Consider the following 16,365-nt stretch of genomic DNA (forward strand, 5'->3'; position numbering starts at 1 on the left):
GCAGCCTATGACACAGCCAAAACAGATCTACCTCGCCGGCCCCGAAGTCTTCTTCCCGGCGGGGCAACACGTCTCCGACGTCGAGATAGAGCAGGCAATCCGGGCCGGTATCGAGCGGTACTTTGACGATTGCCGGGCGCGGGTACCGGCGTTTATTGATCGTCATTTCCATTACCCCGGTGCCATCGCGACCAACCGGATGGCACTGGGATGGGACATGTTGCGGGCGCCCCTCAATCTACTCTGGGCACCGGTGTACGCCCTGGCCTGCCTAGTGAAGATCCTGGCTCCAAAACGCGCAGGTCTGATCTGGCTGCACGGATTAGCCAACCGTGTACCCGCCGGTTTTACCACCCGGGTACAACAGCACATCTCGCACCTGATCCTGGTGGACTTGCTGAACAACGGCCAGGAAGGCCCTCTGCTGGAGAGTTATCTGATTGAGGCGCTGGAGACGGTTTATGAGCGCCATACCTGTGAGCCGGTCGATCACCAGCGGTTTAGCAGACTGATCGAGCCGCTGGTCGCGGAGGCTCTCAGCCAATACAGGGTGACCCGGACCGCCTCTGCCGATATCACCAACAGCATTTCCTGCACGGTGTTGGGCGCGTTTGCGTTCCAGAAGTTTACCCCGGGTGGTATCGGGCTCGGAGTGGTGCTCGCGTCCATGCTCGCGAAGGCCCTGGCTGCGAGGGACTTTATCCTGGGAGAAACCATCGGCGGGTGGTACTACAGCGTATTTCCACCGGAACCTTCGCTGGCGACGACAGCCAGCGTTATGGTCGCTGTCATGGCCGCATTGGCGGCGTTTGCGGCCTTGTCCGGTGTGATCTTCGATCCCGTTCAGGCGGCGGTCGGCTTGCACCGCCGGCGCCTGCTCAAGCTACTGGATCACCTGCAGAGGGACGTATCACTCAGTACCCAAAGCAGCTTCCGCCCGAAAGACCAGTTTGTGGCACGGATTCTGGACACGTTCGACATGATCAGAACGGGTCTAATGTAGTTTACAAGCGTGCAGATAACGGCCGCAGGCATCTGCTCCGAAAAGCTGTTTAGCCGATCTTCTCAGCTAGCTTTCACGGTAACCTGCTTTGAACCTGAAGAGGCGAATTGCCCACTTTTACCCTTGCCCACATACTCAACCGTCCCGCCGGACTTTAAAAAAGCAGCCGTCTGCTCCTCAATCATGGCAGTCGTTAATGTCGCTTTCTCGGGTTTCTTGCTCATTATGCTCTCCAGGTTAACGATTGGTTTATTCACCAACTGCAAACCCCCATCATATCCGAAACAGGAAATAATTGTTTGAAGCAAAAGGCGCACGCTGAGGGATGAGCGTAAGGCTCACAAGGCTCACCCGGAGCCGCCCGGCTCGGGCTTCTCCTCATCAAGCCAGGTACCGCAGTATTTACAGTAGTTAGCGTCGATTTCATGTCGATGTTTACCGCATCCCGGACAGGCTTCATCCGAGTAACGTTCCGCACGCAGGGCGCGAATAACTTCCGCGGAGAAAACGCCCACGGGAAGCGCAATAATCGAATAGCCCGTCAACATGATCATCATGGAAATAAACTGCCCCCAGGGTGTAACCGGCGTTATGTCCCCATAGCCGACCGTCGTCAGTGTCACGATTCCCCAGTAAATAGCTGTGGGAATACTGGTAAAGCCCGCCTCGGCCGGCTCGATGAGATAGAGCAAAGAAGAGAAGATGGTCACGAGCATCAGCACTGCAAACAGAAAAAGCAGGATCTGGTGTCGGCTGCGAAGCAACGCATCCAGCAGTAGGCGGCCTTCACCCACCACCGTCATCATTTCCAGTACCCGGAACAGGCGCAAGGTACGCAGCAGGCGCAATACGACAAGGGTCTGCGCGCCCGGGAACAGAAGTGCCAGCCAGGTCGGCATGACCGCCAAAACGTCAACAACCCCGTAAAAGCTTTTCAGATAGAGCTTAGGCTTCTCCAGGCAATAAATACGCAGGCCGAGTTCCAGGGTGAACAGCAGCGTTACCCCCCATTCCAGTACATAAAAGAGCTCACCAAAGCGGGCATGATATTCCGGAACACTGTCCAGGAGAATAATCCCGACGCTGAGGAATATCAGCAACGCCAAAACAATATCAAAGCCCTTGCCCAGGCGAGTATCTGATTCGAAAATGACCTGAAACAGACGCATTTTGAGTCCCAGGCCACCGGGTTTTTCTGTCGCCATCTAAGCTGCCTCTTTACCTGACATTCAACTTCCCGGGATTCCAATGGGCCTACAGATACCGGCCGCCAGCACCGACTGCCACCACGATCAGCCCAAATATCAGGTTGATACCTACCAGCTTGCGGATCTGCCCCACCTGGCGCCCGCCTTCCTGGGGATCCTGGTTGGCAACGGCCTGCTTCAGCCGCCGGAAAGGGGCAAAATAGACGTGAAAATAGATCAGCATCATCACAATCCCCAGCCCCTGCATGAAGTGGATATGCCAGCCGGCACCCGCCATGCCACCGAACACGCTAAAGATCATCCAGTATCCGGTCACCAGCAACAGGATAACGGCGGCCCATACCCACCGGAAAAACCGGGACAGGGTGTGACACCAGAGCAGGCCCCGCTGTGACGCATCAATCACTTCGACCACCGCAGGCCGCATGGCCATATAGGCGAAAAACATACCACCAACCCAAATCACGGCAGAGAGAACATGCAGTGCGATAGCCAGACTCATAAAGCGATTCCCGAATGTATAATGTGTGTGATGAGCGTAAGCCTTATCCTGTTTCAGAACCAGTGCGACACCACGGCGGCGATATCGTTGAAAACCCCGGCGCCGAGCGCCTTGGCCCGGTCGCGGTCGGATTCCCGATACTTACCGGTTTTCACCAGCGCCGCCTCAAGCCCCGCCTTCCGGGCGCCGCCAATATCCGCTTCCACATCGTCACCGATCATCAGGCAATCCCCCGGCGCCAACCCCATGCTGTCACAGGCCTCATGGAACATGGCCTCGCCCGGCTTGCCAATGATAGTGGCCTCCACCCCGGCCGCATACTCCAGGGCGCGAATGAAGGGGCCGGCATCCAGGTGCAGGCCGTCGGATTGCTTGAAGTAACGGTTCATGCCCACCGCCAGCAGAGGGGCGCCCTCCATCAGCAGACGGAAGGCCTGATCCAGCCGGCGATAATCGAAGCGTTCACCCGCGTCACAGACCACGACCGCATCGGCGTCCGAGGACGGGGCCGGTTCGAATTCATCTTCGATGGAAGGATGCACCAACAGCCAGGGTTTCAGATTCCGGAACTTCAGATAGCGTGCAACAGCGGCCGGAGCCGTGAGCACCTCCTCGTCAGCGGCTTCGAAACCCAACCCCCGGAGCTCGTCCAGCACAGCCAGGGAAGGCTTGCGGGACGTGTTGGTGAGAAAACGAAAGGGCGCGCCGGCCTTGCGGAGCCGCGCAATGGCTTCCCGCGCACCAGTCACCGTCTCACCCTCTACGTCGAGCACACCGGAAATATCGATACAGAGTCCCTTGGGCTGTGCCATGGCGTTCTGGCCTCCTCCGGTCGACTGATGATGCCGGCAGCAATGCGATGGCAGCCGGCCACGCCAGTTGGCTGAGATTTGTGCTTTCTGTCAGTCTAGCACCGGAAACTGCTGGAACTCAGGTCTGCGCTGGCAGCTGGCCCCCGGCCGCCGTTTCCCGCAGGGTAAACGCTACACGCTGCTGCGCCCGGATGGCCACTTGCTGATGAACCCGCCGACAGAGCCGCAGCTGAGCTGGCTGGGGCATGCGTCTTTCCTGTTCCAGTACCGGGGCCTGAACGTGCTGACCGACCCGGTGCTGTCGGAGCGTGCCAGCCCCTTCCAATTGGTCGGGCCGAAGCGGTTCACGCCACCCGCCCTGACGGTGGCGGATATGCCGCCGATCCACCAGGTACTGATTTCCCACAATCACTACGACCACCTCGACGAAGCAACGGTGCGCCAGTTACATCGGCGTTTTGGGGCCAGCCTGTGCTTCTGTATTCCCATGGGCCTGCGACGTTGGTTTGAAAAGCGTGGCATCCACAATCTGGTGGAACTGGACTGGTGGCAATCGAAGCCCATGGCTGCCGGAAACGAAGTGTTCTGCCTGCCGGCCCAGCACTTCAGTGGACGAACCGCCACCGACACCAACACCTCGCTGTGGTGTAGCTGGCTTCTGGAAATGGATGGCTTTCGGTTCTATTTCGGCGGTGATACCGGCTATGGTCGGGTCTTTCGGGACATTGGCAAGCTGTTTGCGCCCATTGATCTGGCGCTAGAGAGGCAAGGCATAAGTGAAGCGGCCTTCCGGGTAATGCAACACGGGGAAGTGTGGTTGCTCCCAGATTAGAGACGCGTGTAAAAAGCATATGCTTCCCATAGCCACATGTTATCTTATATGATAACAAGCAAAGTAAAAGGAGCCCCCATGGATTGGGATATAGAATTCTACGGGAAGGTAGAAGAAGAACTGGCCAGGATGCCGCCCAAGATTCAGGCGAGAATGATTCGGCTGATGGAATTGATGGAGAAGCATCTTCTGCTACATGCAGGGCAAGCAAATTATCATTCTGCATGCGTTTATAAAGAAGGATCAGAAAATACCGAAGAAAGACCTGGAGCTCGCGAAAGAGCGGTTGAAGGAGGTCAAAAAATCATGAGTTTCAAACAGTTTAAGCAGAAGGCACTGAAAAATCCCGAGGTTCGTCAGGAATACGATGCCCTCGAGGAAGAATTCAGCCTGATTGACCAGCTGATTTCCATGAGGACACAAGCAGGCCTCACCCAGGAAGACGTTGCAAAGAAACTCGGAACGAACAAAAGCAACATTTCCAGGCTTGAGCGTGGCCGCAGCAATCCAAGCTGGGAAACGCTCAACAAATATGCCGCAGCCTGCGGTTTTCGGGTAAAGCTGGAAGCGGTGGAAGACGACCGGACTTCAGCCTGATAGCCGAGAAAACAATTGACACCCGGTAACGCCGGCTTCTTGCAGTGTCAGCCGGGAAAATTTTCAGAGAATAGATTAAGAGAAATTAAACCTATCCCGGTTTTCGGAAACGGCGGGCCGAATTAATCAAACCGGCAGTTCGATGATTTCACCCGACACACCGTCTTCGTTCACCTCCAGCCGCCCTACCGTAATCGGCAGAGTAAACCGCCGGGGCCCGGCGCCACCAGGATTGAAGTAAAGCACGTCACCGACCCACTCGTTACGGGGTTTGTGGGAATGGCCGGCGATCACCACGCGATAACGGCCTTGCGGATCGATGTCGAGGGTTTTGACGTCGTGGAGCATGTAGAAAGCGTGGCCGAGGAATTCCAGATCCTGAACATCGGGAAGATTCGCTGCACGGCCTGTTTTGTCGATATTGCCGCGAATCGCAACCACGGGCGCGATCGCCTCCAGCGCTTCCAGAACTTCGTCCCGCCCAACATCACCGGCGTGAAGGATCAAGTCCGAGCCTTTCAATGCCTCCAGGGCTTCCGGACGCATTTTGCTGTGGGTGTCAGCGATAACGCCGATTTGCATGCTTTAGCCTCGCCAAAAAGCCTTACTGTACTCATCCATCGGAAAGAAATGCTCGATCCGCAAATTCTGAGCGGTGACATCCAGCGGCGTGCCGATGGTTGCGATGGTGGAAAAGATTCTGAGCTGCTGATCCCCCAGATTCAGGGTAAAAGGAATCGCCGGGTAGTCCAGGTGCTCCACCACGTGGCTTTTCCAGTTTTGCGGGACGCCGGGCAAAGTCAGGGCCTGTTCCAGCAATCGGTTGGGCTGATCCCGAAAGGGGCCTGCAAGATGCTCATGGTAAACACGTTGCAGCATGTGGCAGGCGATATTCTCCCAATCCCCCACGAAGGGTTTCATGCCCTGGTCATCCAGCAGCGACAGCAGAAAGTTTGGCCGGGCCGGAAACTGAGCGCCCAGTTCCACCATTTTTACCATCAGCTCCTGCATGGCCTGGTTGGCCATCACCAGATAATATTCGTGGTCGAACACCACCGCCGGGTATGGCAGGTGCCCCTGCAACAGATGCTCAAGCGCCTCCTTGATCATGGCCATGCCGGGCGCGTTCAAATCCTGATCGGAGTAGACCTGGCTGTAACCCGCCGCCGACAAGAGGCGGTTGGTTCCGGCGAGGTCCGCTTGCAGCATCTGAGCTAAATGCAGAACCATGCCCTTACTGGGCTTGCTGCGGCCGGTTTCCAGGAAGCTGATGTGTTTTGACGACACCTCGCATTCAAGGGCGAAATCCATCTGGCTCAGGCGCTTACCCTGCCGCATTTCTCTGAACAGCGTACCGAAGGCGCTCATTGGGTTTCCTGTCAATTCCGAGTGTTCAGCCATTATCGTAGCCGAGGGTCGGCTGCACCATTACCTCACAGGTAATTGAGCTTATCACCACTCGGGTAGAAGCTTTGTAGCGTAGTCAAACACATTGCGAAACCCGATTGAGGTGATCCCATGAAAAACCTGGTCCGTCGATTCAGCGTGAAGCAAATCATCCTGAGCGATGTCTTCCTCTCCACGCCCCTGGCCTTGGCTCTCATCCTGGCCGCTGGGCCGATTGCCCAGTGGTCGGGCGGCCCCGGCGCAACCTTCTACATGGTCGCCGGCATTGTGATGCTGCTTTGGTGTGTGGATATGGTCGCCATGGCCATCAATGAACGTTGGCAGGAGAAGTACTTGAACGTGATGATTGCTGCCGATGTGACCTGGGCCCTGCTGGCCCTTGCCCTGATGGTATGGTTTGCGGCGAGCCTGCAGCCCCTGGGCTGGGTGCTGTTCGCCCTGAACGTACTGGTTCCGCTGGATATGGCCTGGATGAAACGAGTTGCTGGCAGCAAGGCTTTTGCGCCTGAGTTCAGCTAATCCCCACAACTCCGGGTAGCGGCAGCTCATGTCGCTACCCGACAGAACTGTCCCGGTTTTTTCCCGCTAAATTTACAGAGAAGCGGGCCCCCTGATTCTGATGTGTGGTAATTCAGAAAAACAGCGCCGGAGAAAGGCCAAACCGCTTGCAGAGGGCTTCAATATGTTTGCGGGACAGTTTTTTACCATCAGCGCCGTTGAGAATCTTGCTCACGTTGCCCTTTGAACCCAGCTCTGGCAGATCAGCAACTCCAAGACCATGTTGAGCCATCAGGGTTTTAAGCACAGCAATACCCCGATCTGTTCCAGCAACCACCGCATTAAAATCGGAGAACTCTTCAGCGTGGTCCTCCCAGCGCTCAATGCTGACGGCCAGAATCTCAATTAGCGGTTTATTGGAGTCATAGTCGTCTACCAACTGATCCATTAACTCCAGCGCTTGCTCATAGTCATCTGGCGTCTCTATATGAGCCAGGAAAGGCAATTGGGCCAACGCATCTCTGATTTGGACAACAGCAGGCGATACCATAGGCCTTACTCCCGATTGCGACGGTATTTCTCAGTCAGCCGATCATACTCGGCATGGCTGCAAATATGTTTCACGTACATGCGATTGTCACGAAATTCGATGAAGGCGATCAGCCGCAAGTTGTTTCCGCCAATGTCGATAACCCACCATTTGTCTCTGTACTTGAAGTTGTCCAGGGACGGAAATACCCGGCGAAGTTCTTCCGGCGTATCGAACTGTTCATTCCGCAACGTTATATAAGTATTGACCAATGCCTCTCTGTCGTTGGGAAACTTTTTGGCTGCATCGTTGAACGGCTTCCTTGAAATTACGTGCACCAAACATCCTTGTTTCTTTTTTGGAAACCATACCACAGGGTTTCCAAAATGGAAACCACACTAACTACAGTCATCCTCGTCGGCAGTTCAATGACTTAACCTACACACGGTCTTCGCGCATCCACCGCCCCCAACAGTCTTCCAATGATGCACAATACTCTTCGACGACATCCCCAATGCTCGCTTCAGCTTCGCACCATCGTCCAGTGACATGCCCTTGCGGGCCAAACTCCCCAGAGTAAAATCCAGCTTCTTGAAAAGTGCCCGCCGTTTCTCGAAAAACTCCGGATGGTTGAGATGACCATGCTTCGAGTCCGGTTAGTGGGTATCACCAATCACAACGCTGCCACTGCCGACGGTGACACCACCGCAGGAAATCGCTCCACCGGTCACGGCAGCGGGAATACCATTGATCAACACAGTTGAAGATCCGGCTGCTATGGCGCGCGGATGGGGAGGATGCTTGGGTTTGGAGTGTGGCGCGAGAGGATCGCCAACGCGGGCAACGGGCTTGCCATCAATCAGTACATCCGGGGAGCCGGCAATCACCGGCGTGGGCGGGAACCCCTGGTGATCAGTTCCCAAATCACCCAACAGCACAACCTTCTTGCTCATTCCTTTGCCCCTTCTGTCCTTGAAGAATCATCCGTATTGTCGAGGGGTACCGTCACTGGCACCGGACCCAATGATAAACAAAGCTGCCGTAATACCCAAGTTACATCCACACATGTGCCCCGCCATGCTTATACATTTACCCTGATAACTGGCATTATTCCGACAGTTCCAAAAGCTCTCGCGTCTTAACCCCCGGTATTTTCGGCATGTTAGCTTCACTCGTCGCCATTGAGGTGATAGCCGCTGATATATACAATTCATTTATCTCAACATTATCGGATCGAGGGATCAGGTGAGCAACAAGCCGCGCTATCAACAGATAAAGAGCTACATTCTCGACGGCATCGAGCAACAGAAATACACACCGGGCAGTCGCATCCCCACCGAGCACCAGCTTGCAGAGCAGTTCGGGGTCAGCCGCATGACCGTCAACAAGGCGATACGTGATCTGGTTCAGGAACATTTGCTGGTACGCTACCCCGGCCTGGGCACCTTTATTACCGATGCCAAGGCGGAATCGCCGCTGGCCGAAATCCGCAACATCGCCGAAGAAGTGCGTCAGCGCGGCCACGATTACAGTTGCCACGTCATGAAACTTGAAGAGACAGCAGCCAATGAGACGGTGGCGATGCAGATGGGGATGCCGATCGGCACCAGGGTGTACCATTCTGTGATCGTACATCTGGAGAATAACCTGCCGATTCAACTGGAAGACCGCTTTGTGGCGGCGGCACTGGTGCCGGGATATATCGGTCAGGACTTCACACAAGCTACGCCCAATGAATACCTGTCAAAGAACTGCCCGATCTCCAGCATTGAACATATCGTCGAAGCGGTCCTGCCCGATGCGCGGGTGCAGAAGCTGCTGGAGATCGACTCCAGCACCCCCTGTATTCAGGTGGGCCGGCGAACCTGGTCGGATGGTCGCCTGATCAGTTTTGCCTGTCTCACACATCCGGGGCCACGTTACAAGTTGCGCTCCATTACCACACTAAACGTCTAAACAGTGAAAAAAGACGGAGCCCTCAACAGGCTCCGCCTCGACGTGAATCTACCCCAGCATCGGCAAGTCGAGCCCTTGCTCTTCCGCACAGTTGATCGCGATCTCATAACCGGCATCGGCATGACGCATGACACCGGTACCCGGGTCGTTGCGGAGCACGCGGCCAAGGCGCTTCTCTGCAGCATCGGTACCGTCGGCGACGATGACAACGCCGGCGTGCTGGCTGAAGCCCATGCCCACGCCACCGCCGTGGTGCAGCGATACCCAAGTCGCGCCGCCGGCAGTGTTGAGCAGCGCGTTCAGCAGCGACCAGTCGGAGATGGCGTCTGAGCCGTCCTTCATCGCTTCGGTTTCACGGTTCGGACTGGTGACGGAACCGGAGTCCAGGTGGTCACGACCGATGACCACCGGCGCTTTCAGTTCGCCGTTACGGACCATGTCGTTGAACGCCTGCGCCAGTCGGACGCGGTCCTTCAGGCCGACCCAGCAGATACGCGCCGGCAGCCCCTGGAAGGCGATACGTTCGCGCGCCATATCCAGCCAGTTGTGCAGGTGCGGATCATCCGGGATCAGCTCCTTGACCTTCTGGTCAGTCTTGTAGATATCCTCCGGATCGCCGGACAGCGCCACCCAGCGGAACGGTCCGATGCCTTCGCAGAACAGCGGACGGATGTACGCCGGTACGAAGCCCGGGAAGTCGAAGGCATTCTCGACGCCCTTCTCTTTAGCCATCTGGCGGATGTTGTTGCCATAGTCAGTGGTGGCGGAGCCGCGCTTCTGCAGCTCGAGCATGGCGCGGACCTGGATCGCCATGGACTCCTTGGCGGCGTCGACGACGGTCGCCTCGTCTTTCTGACGCATCTCGGCGGCGTATTCCATCGTCCAGCCCTTCGGCAGATAGCCGTTCAACGGGTCGTGGGCGCTGGTCTGATCGGTGACGACGTCCGGCACGATGCCGCGCTCGACAATCTCTGGGAACACGTCGGCACAGTTGCCAAGCAGGCCGACGGAGATGGCTTCGCCGTTCGCCTTGGCGGTCTCGATCATGTCCAGTGCTTCGTTGAGGCTGTAGGCCTTCTTGTCGACGTAACGCGTACGCAGACGGAAGTCGATGCGGGTTTCATCGCACTCGACAGTGATGCAGCTGAAGCCTGCCATGGTGGCGGCCAGCGGCTGGGCGCCACCCATGCCACCAAGACCGCCGGTCAGTACCCAGCGTCCCTTGGCGTCGCCACCGAAGTGCTGTTTGGCCATCGCGGCGAAGGTTTCGTAGGTGCCCTGGACAATGCCCTGGGAACCGATGTAAACCCAAGAGCCGGCGGTCATCTGGCCGTACATCATCAAGCCTTTCTTATCCAACTCGTTAAAGTGCTCCCAGGTCGCCCAGTGCGGTACCAGGTTGGAGTTGGCGATCAGCACGCGCGGCGCGTCCGGGTGAGTCTTGAAGACGCCGACCGGTTTGCCGGACTGGATCAGCAGGGATTCGTCGTCCTCGAGACGCTGCAGCACCTCAATGATCTTGTCGTAGCAGGGCCAGTTGCGCGCCGCACGGCCGATGCCGCCGTACACCACAAGGTCTTCCGGGCGTTCGGCGACGTCCGGGTGCAAGTTGTTCATCAGCATGCGCATCGCGGCTTCGGTGAGCCAGCTCTTGCAGGTTTTCTCGGAGCCGGTCGGCGCTTTGATGACTCGGCTGGGATCGTGACGAAGATCGGTCATTGTTATTAGCCTCAGTTGACGATGGTATTGAACAGACGCGCCGCGACGCGAGCGGTCCAGGAGTCGATATCGTAGGTCGGGTTGTATTCCGCGATATCGGCAAGTTTCAGTTTTCCGGTCCGCCGGATCGCGTCGATCAGCGGCTCGAGGATGTCCAGACCCACGCCTCGCGGCGCCGGCGCACTGACGCCGGGCGCCACGCCCGCCGGCAGTACGTCCAGGTCGATGGTCAGGTACAGCAGGTCGCAGTCCGCCATGAAGCGCTCGAGCTGCTGCAGGGTCTCGCCCAATCGGTCAATCCCCATGTCCTTGTCCCTTCGGTAGCTCACCGCCAAGTCGTCGGCGCGGCGGAACAGCGCCGCGGTGTTCGAGACTTCGCTCACGCCCAGGCAGCAGTAGCGGAAATCCCATCCCCTCTCCTGACAGCCTTGGGCGATCTGGTAGAAGGGCGTACCGCTGCTGCGGCCGTTGCTATCCAGGCGCAGGTCAAAATGGGCGTCGAAGTTGATGATGCCGACGCGCGGCGCGCAGCTCTGGGCGTCTAGCTGCTGCGCCAGGCCCAGCCAGCTGCCGTAAGCGACTTCGTGGCCGCCGCCGAGAATCACCGGAAAGTGGCCGGCGTCGAGACAGTCCGTGACCCGGTCCGCCAAAGCCTGCTGCGCTTGCTCCAGGGCTTCGCCGTCGCAGACCACGTTACCGGCGTCCCAGGCCGGCCGTTGCGGCGCCCAGGGCAGGTTCGCCAACGCGCGGCGGATGACGTCCGGTGCCTGGCGGGCACCAACGCGCCCCTTGTTGCGGCGCACCCCCTCATCAGAGCAGAAGCCGACCAGCGCAACGCCCTCCGCGCCCTCGGAAAGCGGCTTGATCACCTGGTGCAGCCGGGTCGCCAGCGCCGCCTCTTCCTCGGCGTCTACACGGCCTGCCCAAATGCCAGCAAAGTCGAAATCAGACATTGCAAACCTCCCCTGACAGGATTCGCTGACGGATCGGGTTGACGCCGAACTGGTACGCCAGCTCCGCCGGCTGCTCGATGTCCCAGAGCACCATATCCGCCTGCATGCCAAGGCGCAGCTGACCGACACTGTCTGCCAGCCCCAGCGCCTTCGCGCCGTTGCGGGTCGCGCCGGCCAGTGCCTCTTCCGGAGTCAGCCGGAACAGGGTGCAGGCCATGTTTAGCGCCAGCCGGATCGATGCCAACGGCGACGAACCCGGGTTCAGGTCGGTTGCGACCGCCATTGGCACCCGGTGCTTGCGCAGCAGCTCGATCGGCGGCACCTTGGTGTCGCGCAGGAAATAGAAAGCGCCCGGCAGCAGCGTCGCGACGGTGCCCGTTTCGGCCATTGCCTCAATACCGGCTTCGTCGAGCCACTCCAGGTGGTCGACGGACCAGGCACCGTACCGCGCCGCCAGCGCCGCGCCGTGTAGATTGGACAGCTGCTCGACGTGGGCTCGGATACCAAGCCCGTGCGCCTGCGCTGCCCGGAAGACGCGCTCGCACTGGGCCGGCGAGAAGGCGATCGTTTCGCAGAAGACGTCCACCGCATCAGCCAGTCGCTCCTCGGCCGCGGTCGGGATAATCTCGTTGCAAATCAGGTCGATGTAACCGTCGGCGTCGTCCGCGAACTCCGGAGGTAGCGCGTGAGCCGCCAGCAGCGATGTGGACACCCGCACCGGATTGCGTTCGCCGAGGATGCGCGCGGCGCGCAGCATCTTCAGCTCGTCCTCGAGGCTGAGACCGTACCCGGATTTGATCTCGACCGAGGTGACCCCCTCCTTCATCAGCGCCTGCAGGCGCGGCTCGGATAACTCGACCAGCTCCTCGACGCTCGCAGCGCGGGTGGCTCGGACGGTGGAAATAATGCCGCCGCCGTTGCGGGCAATTTCTTCATAGCTCGCACCTTCCAGGCGCTGCTCGAACTCGCGCGCCCGACTTCCGGCGAACACCAGGTGGCTGTGGGCGTCGACCAGACCCGGCGTCATCCAGTTGCCACAGGCATCGATCACGTCCGCGGAAACGACGTCCGAAGCAAAGCGTTCCATCGGCGCAATCGCGACGATCCGGCCGTCACGCACGCCAATCGCCTGATTCGACAAAGCGCCGTAAGGCTGTTCGACGTGGCTGTCGAAGGTCGCAAGGTTCGCGTTGATCCAGATTCGGTCACAGGTCTTGAACACTGCATCCACCTTTTCTATCCGACTCATTTGTATATACCAATGTATATCACAACATTTTCAGAAAGCAATAGCTTTTGGCGTATTTTTTTTCAGGCGGGGGGGGACCCTGACTTTGCTGCACAGTCGATAAGCCATGCAAAAAGAACACATATCTGATTGTTTATTGGAGCGTGCTCTCAAGGGGCCCTGAATCCGATCACCGCGCACATATGTATATACCGTTAGTCGGGGCGACATCAGCTCCGGAACGGCACCATACGCCAAGGCACCGCTCCTGCGATCAAAGATCCAACGCAGGAACGGTACCGCGAATGGCAGTGTGGCCCGGTAACAGCCAACGCTGCCGGTCGTTAATCAGAAGATCAGGTGAGCCGCCGCGGCCACCAGTGGGATCGCCAGTACTGTGCGAATCAGGAAGATGACGACCAGGTCTTTCACTGACAGCGGAATATCCGATTCCAGCATCGCGTTGGCGCTTTCGGTGAAGAAGATGATCTGGACGGTCGACAGCGTGCAGACGAAGAATACGCTGATTGGTGCGACCTCACCGCCGGAAATCATGATGGCCGGCAGGGCGACTTCAGCGATCGAGATCAGCACCGTCGGCGCGATCTTATCGGCATCGGGCAGGTTGAGCAGACTGATCAGTGGCTCGATAGCGACACCCAGGTAATCGAACACTGGCGTATAGGTGCCGATGATCAGCGAGACGGTCGCAATCGACAGGATGTAGGCAACGATCTTCTGGGCAAAGGTGGTCGACTCCCAAAGATATTTCTGGAAGACATCACCCCCGGTCTGGGAGGCACGCTGGGATGCGGCATGACAGGCACGCATCACTATGTTGCCCGCCTGCGGCCGATCCTCTTCAATATTCTGCACCGGACGGCCGTCGAAGAAGGTATCCGGCTTGTTGTTCAGCGGAGGAATACGGGTGACGACCGCGGCCAACAGAAAATTGATAATAAAAGAGGAGATGATCATGTGCGGCAGGTATTCCATTATGCCGCCAATCGATGCCAGCAGCGCGAAAAAGCCCAGACTGCAGATGCTGAAGTTGGTGGCGATGGACGCCGCTTCGCGTTGGGTATAGTTACCGCTCTTATACAGCTTGTTGGTGATGAATATACCGACTGCCGGGGCCGCCACAAACGACGCCACCGCATCAACCGCCGACCGGCCCGGCAACCGATACAGAGGGCGCATCAACGGCTCCATCAGGGTACCGACAAATTCGAGGAAGCCGAACTCGGTAAGAAACAACACGAAGAAGCCGGCCACGGTCACGGTGAGAAAGACGCTGCCGCCCAGATAGAGCGCCAGACCTCCGACATCCTTGTGCAGGAACCAATCGGGCCCGACCTTGAATACCAGCAGCGCCGCGAACACCGCCCCGAGCAGGAACAGGAATCCGACAACGGTGTTGTCCTTGCGGTGATAGTCTTTCAGTGCCTTGTTCGCCGAGAATCTGGATGCAATCCAGGTCACCGATAACAGCAGCGTAACCCCCAGGGTGATGTACTCAAGACCGCCACCGAGGAAGCCTTTGATCGCGTCAATGATGCTGACCAGCGGAATCTTCGATTGGTCGCCGTCGACAGCAAAGGGAATGAAGAATATCGACAGGCCGATCAGGCTGCCGGTCAGCGCCTTTAAGGCGCCGGTATTGCTACTTTTGGGTATCACTTCAGCGTTATGCATCGTTTTATCTCCAGTATTATGATTATTGTCGGTAGCCTGCGGAATCCCCATAGACGCCTCCGGCCGGCGGCCGGAGCGATCAATCCGCTGCAGGTTTCACGCTTTGATTAACTCCAGGTTCTCCACCTCCCCTCCTTCATTGCCAACCTCGGCTTTCCGCGTTCAGCCGTTAAGGGCGGTGCGGGCGATGATATTGCGCTGCACTTCCGAGGAGCCTTCGTAGATGCGCATGATGCGCACGTCACGAACATAGCGCTCCAGCGGCATTTCGCGGGTGTAGCCATAGCCCCCATGAATCTGCAGTGCCTTGTCCGTAATACGACCGGCCGCTTCGGAGGCATAAAGCTTCGCCATGGCAGACTCGACTGAGAAACGCTCGCCCGCCTCGCGCTTGGTCGCCGCTTTGAGGCCAAACATGCGCGCCGCTTCCAGGTCAGTGGCCATATCGGCGATCATCCACTGCAGACCCTGAAACTCGCCAATCGGGTGATTGTTAACCTCGCGGGTATTGGCCCAGAACAACGCGGCCTCGTAGGCGGCACGGGCAATACCAGTGCAACTGGCGGCAATTTCGACCCGACCGTTGTCGAGCACCTGCATCGCAGTACGGAAACCGGTGCCCTCGACACCGCCCAGCAGGTTTTCGGCCGGTACTTCGCAATCCAGCGCCACTTCGAAAACGTGCCCTCCCTTCAGGCCCATGGTGCGCTCCGGCGACGCCACCGTGACGCCCGCCGAGTGGCGATCGACAATAAAGGCGCTGATGCCGCGATGACCGGCACTCTTGTCGGTCTTGGCATACACGATCAGGAAATCCGCCTCGGCGGCATTGGAGATGAAGTGTTTGACGCCCCGCAGGCGGTAGCCGGCGGCCGTCTTCTCGGCGAAGGTACGCATCGCTGCCGGATTGGAGCCGGCAGAAGGCTCGGTCAGCGCAAAGGCGCCAAGCGTTCGGCCGGAGGCCGCATCCGGCAACCAGGCCTGTTTTTGCTCTTCGGTACCGCCAAGCAGAATGGAGTCGGTAGCGAGAAAATGGGCGGTGACCATCGATGCCGTCGAACCACAAGCGCCAGCCAGGTTTTCCACGGCCAGATAAAGAGCAACGGCCGAGGCTCCAGTACCGCTATAGGCTCCCGGCAGGTTCATGCCCATGATGCCGATATCGGACAGCGCCTGGCGGTGACAGGTCGCAGACAGGCTGCCTTCGTCGATGTCTGCGGCTTTTGGCGCAATAACGTCCTGACAAAATCGATTGAGGGCGTCGGATAGCCCGCGATCGTCTTCGGTGATGGTGATATTCATCGTATTCTCTCCTTTCAGTCCCGATTCGACGCAACCGGAGGCGACGCCCCGACGCTCAGCGCGCACGGGTTTCCACCGGTCGGAACCGGGTATTTCGTTCTTGGTGTCATGAAGTGAGTGCCCC

Annotated in this window: 19 protein-coding genes; 5 read left to right on the forward strand and 14 right to left on the reverse strand. The window is 58.1% G+C overall.

From position 1 onward, the window contains the following. Positions 1 to 7 precede the first annotated feature (7 nt). A complete protein-coding gene (locus MARLIPOL_RS03015) occupies positions 8 to 1,003 on the forward strand; it encodes a DUF6635 family protein (protein ID WP_012136601.1) in 996 nt (331 codons plus the stop codon). 62 nt (positions 1,004 to 1,065) lie between these two features. Here MARLIPOL_RS03015 and MARLIPOL_RS18615 read toward each other — a convergent pair whose 3' ends face one another. The 4 genes from MARLIPOL_RS18615 to MARLIPOL_RS03030 form a co-directional block, all read right to left on the reverse strand. After that, entirely contained in the window at positions 1,066 to 1,227 is a 162-nt protein-coding gene (locus tag MARLIPOL_RS18615; protein WP_012136602.1) for a hypothetical protein, read from the reverse strand. Between the two features lie 123 nt (positions 1,228 to 1,350). Then, positions 1,351 to 2,208, reverse strand: coding sequence for an ion transporter (locus MARLIPOL_RS03020; protein ID WP_012136603.1), 858 nt, complete (start codon positions 2,206 to 2,208; stop codon positions 1,351 to 1,353). Between the two features lie 49 nt (positions 2,209 to 2,257). Next, the gene (locus MARLIPOL_RS03025) at positions 2,258 to 2,713 is read right to left on the reverse strand and encodes a CopD family protein (RefSeq protein WP_012136604.1); all 456 of its coding nucleotides are present in this window, start codon (positions 2,711 to 2,713) and stop codon (positions 2,258 to 2,260) included. Between the two features lie 53 nt (positions 2,714 to 2,766). Beyond that, positions 2,767 to 3,525, reverse strand: a complete 759-nt coding sequence (locus MARLIPOL_RS03030) for a TIGR01458 family HAD-type hydrolase (protein ID WP_012136605.1) — start codon at positions 3,523 to 3,525, stop codon at positions 2,767 to 2,769. A gap of 67 nt (positions 3,526 to 3,592) precedes the next feature. On the opposite strand from MARLIPOL_RS03030, the gene MARLIPOL_RS03035 reads away from it, so the two are divergent. Then, on the forward strand, positions 3,593 to 4,357 hold the full coding sequence (locus MARLIPOL_RS03035; RefSeq protein WP_012136606.1) for an MBL fold metallo-hydrolase: 765 nt from the start codon (positions 3,593 to 3,595) through the stop codon (positions 4,355 to 4,357). 78 nt (positions 4,358 to 4,435) lie between these two features. Then, positions 4,436 to 4,954: a helix-turn-helix domain-containing protein gene (locus MARLIPOL_RS19015; protein WP_456085426.1), complete on the forward strand. Its 519-nt coding sequence runs from the start codon at positions 4,436 to 4,438 to the stop codon at positions 4,952 to 4,954. Positions 4,955 to 5,080: 126 nt separating this feature from the next. Here the strand turns inward: MARLIPOL_RS19015 and MARLIPOL_RS03045 are convergent, their stop codons facing one another. Next, the gene (locus tag MARLIPOL_RS03045) at positions 5,081 to 5,536 is read right to left on the reverse strand and encodes a metallophosphoesterase family protein (RefSeq protein WP_012136609.1); all 456 of its coding nucleotides are present in this window, start codon (positions 5,534 to 5,536) and stop codon (positions 5,081 to 5,083) included. A gap of 3 nt (positions 5,537 to 5,539) precedes the next feature. After that, entirely contained in the window at positions 5,540 to 6,322 is a 783-nt protein-coding gene (locus tag MARLIPOL_RS03050) for a helix-turn-helix domain-containing protein (RefSeq protein ID WP_012136610.1), read from the reverse strand. Positions 6,323 to 6,472: 150 nt separating this feature from the next. On the opposite strand from MARLIPOL_RS03050, the gene MARLIPOL_RS03055 reads away from it, so the two are divergent. After that, positions 6,473 to 6,880, forward strand: a complete 408-nt coding sequence (locus MARLIPOL_RS03055; protein ID WP_012136611.1) for a hypothetical protein — start codon at positions 6,473 to 6,475, stop codon at positions 6,878 to 6,880. A 112-nt stretch (positions 6,881 to 6,992) separates the two neighbouring features. On the opposite strand, the gene MARLIPOL_RS03060 is transcribed toward MARLIPOL_RS03055, so the two are convergent. The 3 genes from MARLIPOL_RS03060 to MARLIPOL_RS03070 form a co-directional block, all read right to left on the reverse strand. Continuing rightward, positions 6,993 to 7,409, reverse strand: a complete 417-nt coding sequence (locus MARLIPOL_RS03060; RefSeq protein ID WP_012136612.1) for a helix-turn-helix domain-containing protein — start codon at positions 7,407 to 7,409, stop codon at positions 6,993 to 6,995. Positions 7,410 to 7,414: 5 nt separating this feature from the next. Further along, positions 7,415 to 7,726, reverse strand: a complete 312-nt coding sequence (locus MARLIPOL_RS03065; RefSeq protein WP_012136613.1) for a type II toxin-antitoxin system HigB family toxin — start codon at positions 7,724 to 7,726, stop codon at positions 7,415 to 7,417. A gap of 318 nt (positions 7,727 to 8,044) precedes the next feature. Further along, positions 8,045 to 8,341 carry a type VI secretion system PAAR protein gene (locus tag MARLIPOL_RS03070; RefSeq protein WP_012136614.1) on the reverse strand — a complete coding sequence of 99 codons (297 nt, stop codon included), beginning with the start codon at positions 8,339 to 8,341 and terminating at the stop codon, positions 8,045 to 8,047. Positions 8,342 to 8,633: 292 nt separating this feature from the next. On the opposite strand from MARLIPOL_RS03070, the gene hutC reads away from it, so the two are divergent. Continuing rightward, entirely contained in the window at positions 8,634 to 9,344 is a 711-nt protein-coding gene (gene hutC / locus MARLIPOL_RS03075; protein ID WP_012136615.1) for a histidine utilization repressor, read from the forward strand. Between the two features lie 48 nt (positions 9,345 to 9,392). Here the strand turns inward: hutC and hutU are convergent, their stop codons facing one another. The 5 genes from hutU to MARLIPOL_RS03100 all read right to left on the reverse strand — a co-directional run bounded on the left by hutU (position 9,393) and on the right by MARLIPOL_RS03100 (position 16,241). After that, on the reverse strand, positions 9,393 to 11,063 hold the full coding sequence (gene hutU / locus MARLIPOL_RS03080; RefSeq protein WP_012136616.1) for a urocanate hydratase: 1,671 nt from the start codon (positions 11,061 to 11,063) through the stop codon (positions 9,393 to 9,395). Between the two features lie 11 nt (positions 11,064 to 11,074). After that, positions 11,075 to 12,016 carry a formimidoylglutamase gene (gene hutG / locus MARLIPOL_RS03085; protein ID WP_012136617.1) on the reverse strand — a complete coding sequence of 314 codons (942 nt, stop codon included), beginning with the start codon at positions 12,014 to 12,016 and terminating at the stop codon, positions 11,075 to 11,077. Beyond that, entirely contained in the window at positions 12,009 to 13,265 is a 1,257-nt protein-coding gene (gene hutI, locus MARLIPOL_RS03090; RefSeq protein WP_012136618.1) for an imidazolonepropionase, read from the reverse strand. The genes hutG and hutI overlap by 8 nt, the downstream gene beginning before the upstream one ends. Before the next feature lie 327 nt (positions 13,266 to 13,592). Further along, positions 13,593 to 14,990 carry a YjiH family protein gene (locus MARLIPOL_RS03095; protein WP_082446031.1) on the reverse strand — a complete coding sequence of 466 codons (1,398 nt, stop codon included), beginning with the start codon at positions 14,988 to 14,990 and terminating at the stop codon, positions 13,593 to 13,595. A 111-nt stretch (positions 14,991 to 15,101) separates the two neighbouring features. Beyond that, positions 15,102 to 16,241 carry an acyl-CoA dehydrogenase family protein gene (locus MARLIPOL_RS03100; protein ID WP_012136620.1) on the reverse strand — a complete coding sequence of 380 codons (1,140 nt, stop codon included), beginning with the start codon at positions 16,239 to 16,241 and terminating at the stop codon, positions 15,102 to 15,104. Between the last annotated feature and the right edge of the window lie 124 nt (positions 16,242 to 16,365).

The organism is Marinobacter lipolyticus SM19 (assembly GCF_000397065.2).
Classification (GTDB): Bacteria; Pseudomonadota; Gammaproteobacteria; order Pseudomonadales; family Oleiphilaceae; genus Marinobacter; species Marinobacter lipolyticus.

Bases quoted from the DNA above. Each gene is read 5' to 3' on its own strand.
- MARLIPOL_RS03015 (WP_012136601.1), top strand. From the start codon at position 8: ATGACACAGCCAAAACAGATCTACCTCGCCGGCCCCGAAGTCTTCTTC.
- MARLIPOL_RS18615 (WP_012136602.1), bottom strand. From the start codon at position 1,227: ATGAGCAAGAAACCCGAGAAAGCGACATTAACGACTGCCATGATTGAG.
- MARLIPOL_RS03020 (WP_012136603.1), bottom strand. From the start codon at position 2,208: ATGGCGACAGAAAAACCCGGTGGCCTGGGACTCAAAATGCGTCTGTTT.
- MARLIPOL_RS03025 (WP_012136604.1), bottom strand. From the start codon at position 2,713: ATGAGTCTGGCTATCGCACTGCATGTTCTCTCTGCCGTGATTTGGGTT.
- MARLIPOL_RS03030 (WP_012136605.1), bottom strand. From the start codon at position 3,525: ATGGCACAGCCCAAGGGACTCTGTATCGATATTTCCGGTGTGCTCGAC.
- MARLIPOL_RS19015 (WP_456085426.1), top strand. From the start codon at position 4,436: ATGGATTGGGATATAGAATTCTACGGGAAGGTAGAAGAAGAACTGGCC.
- MARLIPOL_RS03045 (WP_012136609.1), bottom strand. From the start codon at position 5,536: ATGCAAATCGGCGTTATCGCTGACACCCACAGCAAAATGCGTCCGGAA.
- MARLIPOL_RS03050 (WP_012136610.1), bottom strand. From the start codon at position 6,322: ATGAGCGCCTTCGGTACGCTGTTCAGAGAAATGCGGCAGGGTAAGCGC.
- MARLIPOL_RS03055 (WP_012136611.1), top strand. From the start codon at position 6,473: ATGAAAAACCTGGTCCGTCGATTCAGCGTGAAGCAAATCATCCTGAGC.
- MARLIPOL_RS03060 (WP_012136612.1), bottom strand. From the start codon at position 7,409: ATGGTATCGCCTGCTGTTGTCCAAATCAGAGATGCGTTGGCCCAATTG.
- MARLIPOL_RS03070 (WP_012136614.1), bottom strand. From the start codon at position 8,341: ATGAGCAAGAAGGTTGTGCTGTTGGGTGATTTGGGAACTGATCACCAG.
- hutU (WP_012136616.1), bottom strand. From the start codon at position 11,063: ATGACCGATCTTCGTCACGATCCCAGCCGAGTCATCAAAGCGCCGACC.
- hutG (WP_012136617.1), bottom strand. From the start codon at position 12,016: ATGTCTGATTTCGACTTTGCTGGCATTTGGGCAGGCCGTGTAGACGCC.
- hutI (WP_012136618.1), bottom strand. From the start codon at position 13,265: ATGAGTCGGATAGAAAAGGTGGATGCAGTGTTCAAGACCTGTGACCGA.
- MARLIPOL_RS03095 (WP_082446031.1), bottom strand. From the start codon at position 14,990: ATGGGGATTCCGCAGGCTACCGACAATAATCATAATACTGGAGATAAA.
- MARLIPOL_RS03100 (WP_012136620.1), bottom strand. From the start codon at position 16,241: ATGAATATCACCATCACCGAAGACGATCGCGGGCTATCCGACGCCCTC.